Below are 2,432 nucleotides of genomic sequence, written 5' to 3' on the forward strand. Positions count from 1 at the left end.
GATGATGTCGTCTTTGCCGTCGCCGTTGACGTCGCCGAGGGCGGGGTGTTCGCCGGTGATGGAGAAGTAGTCGTGCCATTTGACGGCGGTGCCGGTGAAGGATGTTCCGGTGGAGAGGGCGACGTAGACGTCGGCGTTGGTGTCGTGGGTGAAGGTGATGATGTCGTCGCGTCCGTCGCCGTTGACGTCGCCGACGGCGGCGACTTCGTGGTGGGGGGCGAACCAGTCGTGCCATTTTTGGCCGCCGGTGAATGATGTTCCGGTGGAGAGGGCGACGTAGACGTCGGCGAGTGTGCCGTGGGTGAAGGCGACGATGTCGTCTTTGTTGTCGCCGTTGAAGTCTCCGGTGAGGAGTGTTTCGCCGTTGAGGCCGAAGAAGTCGTTCCACTTGACGGAGGTGCCGGCGAAGGTTGTGCCGGTGGAGGTGGCGACGTAGACGTCGTTGAGGGTGCCCTGGGTGAAGGTGACGATGTCGTCGCGTCCGTCACCGGTGAAGTCCGTCGGCGACCCCGCCAGGTAACGGCCGCCCGACGACGGACCGCAGTTGTCGCTGACCAGGTACTTCTGGTGGTACTGGCCGGGGTAGGGCGCCAACGACATCCCGTTGATCACGATCGTCTGTCCGACGCCGTTGTAGAGCTGCTCGTAGTGGATGTGCGCCCCGGACGAGTTGCCGGTGCTGCCCGTGGTGCCGATCTGCTGGCCCTGCTGCACGTACGCCCCGTCGGGCACGGAGTAGGCGCTGAGGTGGAAGTAGTAGGTGGTCCACCCGCCGCCATGGTCGATGACGATGTAGTTGCCGGCGCCGCTGGGTTGCGAGTGCCGCCGGGCGACCCCGGCGGCGGAGGCGACCTGCGGCGTACCCGCGGTGGTTCCGTCGGCCCGGACGAAGTCCAGGGCCAGGCGGACCTCGGCGCTGTGGTGACCGTAGGTCCACCGCTGCCCGCAGGGGAACGGTGCCTTGAAGTTCGGTGCGGCCAGCGCGGGGGACGGTGTCGCCACCGCCCCGATCAGGACGCCCGCCGCCAGGGTGAGCAGGGAGGCCAGGACGCGACGCACCCTGCTCCTCGAAAGCCTCGACATGGGTGACTCCGGTCAGGGGAAGACTCGACTGGGTGGGGTGGCGCGCCGTCGGCCCCCGGTCGGGGCTCGTCGGGCGCGGGTGCGGAACAGCCGCCGGATGGTCTGCGACCCGGCGGCGGTGGCCGTGCCGACGACGACGCGCCGCCGGGCGTGCGTGGCGGCGCGTCGTCGGGCGGAGGTCAGCCGGCGCGGCGCAGGCGTCCGAGCATCCCGTTGAGGTCCTGGACGAACATGTCGTGCCGGAAGAAGTGGCCGCCGGGGCGTTCGTGCCACTCGTGCGGGATCCCGGCGCGGCCGAGGGCACCCCGGAACTCCCGCTGACCGGCCAGCACCTGCGTCTCGTTGACGGTGTCGAACCAGTTGACCGGGTCGGGCGAGATGCCGGCGACCAGGAAGATCCGCTTGTTGCGGTAGCTCTCGATCCGCTGCATGGGGTTGTCCGCGGTCACCCGCGCCTCGTCCCACAGTGGCGCGCCGTACACGGTGCCCCCGCCGAGTTCGACGGCGGCCGAGGAGAGGTTGGCCCAGTGCACGACGAGGCCGAAGTCGCGGCGCAGGCTGGCCGGGCCGGAGTGGGAGCTGACCGAGCAGAAGTGCCCGTAGTACTTCGCGGTGTACTTCAACGCGCCGAACCCGCCCATCGAGAAGCCGGCCACCGCACGGCCGTTGTACTCCGGGAAGGTGCGGAAGTTCGCCTCGATCCACGGCAGGAGCTGGGCCATGTGGAAGGTCTCCCAGTTACGGGGACCGGTGTTGCTGTGCACCGGGTTGCAGTACCAACCGGTCGCGGCGTCCGGCATGACGACGATGATCTCCCGGCCGGCGGTCAGGTTGATGATGTTCTCGTGCATGTGGAAGTGCCGAAAGTCGGAGGCGCCGCCGTGCAGCAGGTACAGCACCGGGTACCGCTTGCCGCTGGTGTGGTAGCCGTCCGGCAGCAGGACGTTGACGCCCGGGTCCCACTCGATGGCGTCGGTGGCGAACCGGTAGTACTGCAACCGGCCGCCGTTCTCGTTCCGGTCGACGATGCGCAGGCCCTGGCCGTCGCGCGCGGCGTGCGCCGCCGTCGACGACAGCAGCGGTCCGGCGAGCGCGCCGGCCACGGTGGCGCCCGCCGCGCTGGCCAGCAGGCGTCGGCGGCTCAGGGGGCGCCGGGTGGGGATGTTGTCCATTGATCCTCCATCGGGTGGGCCACGCCGCAGGGTCGGGACCTACGACGCGGCATCGTCCGTCTACTGGGGACGGTCTCAGAGGGTGGTTTCGCCGTTGAGGCCGAAGTAGTCGTGCCATTTGGTTCCGGGTTGGAAGGTGGTGCCGGTGGAGAGTCCGACGTAGACGTCGTTGGTGGT

General features: G+C 69.0%; 2 protein-coding genes. Both read right to left on the reverse strand.

The window, feature by feature from the left end; all coding sequences use genetic code 11:
• On the reverse strand, positions 1–1,083 hold a 1,083-nt coding region (locus ACIBJE_RS31555; protein WP_396753928.1), incomplete at its 3' end, for a peptidoglycan DD-metalloendopeptidase family protein.
• 179 nt (positions 1,084–1,262) lie between these two features.
• A complete protein-coding gene (locus ACIBJE_RS31560) occupies positions 1,263–2,255 on the reverse strand; it encodes an alpha/beta hydrolase (RefSeq protein WP_396753929.1) in 993 nt (330 codons plus the stop codon).
• Positions 2,256–2,432: the final 177 nt, after the last annotated feature.

The organism is Micromonospora sp. NPDC050187, from assembly GCF_044459745.1.
Classification (GTDB): domain Bacteria; phylum Actinomycetota; class Actinomycetes; order Mycobacteriales; family Micromonosporaceae; genus Micromonospora.

Coding starts and splice junctions, on each gene's coding strand:
- ACIBJE_RS31560 (WP_396753929.1), bottom strand. CDS start 2,255: ATGGACAACATCCCCACCCGGCGCCCCCTGAGCCGCCGACGCCTGCTG.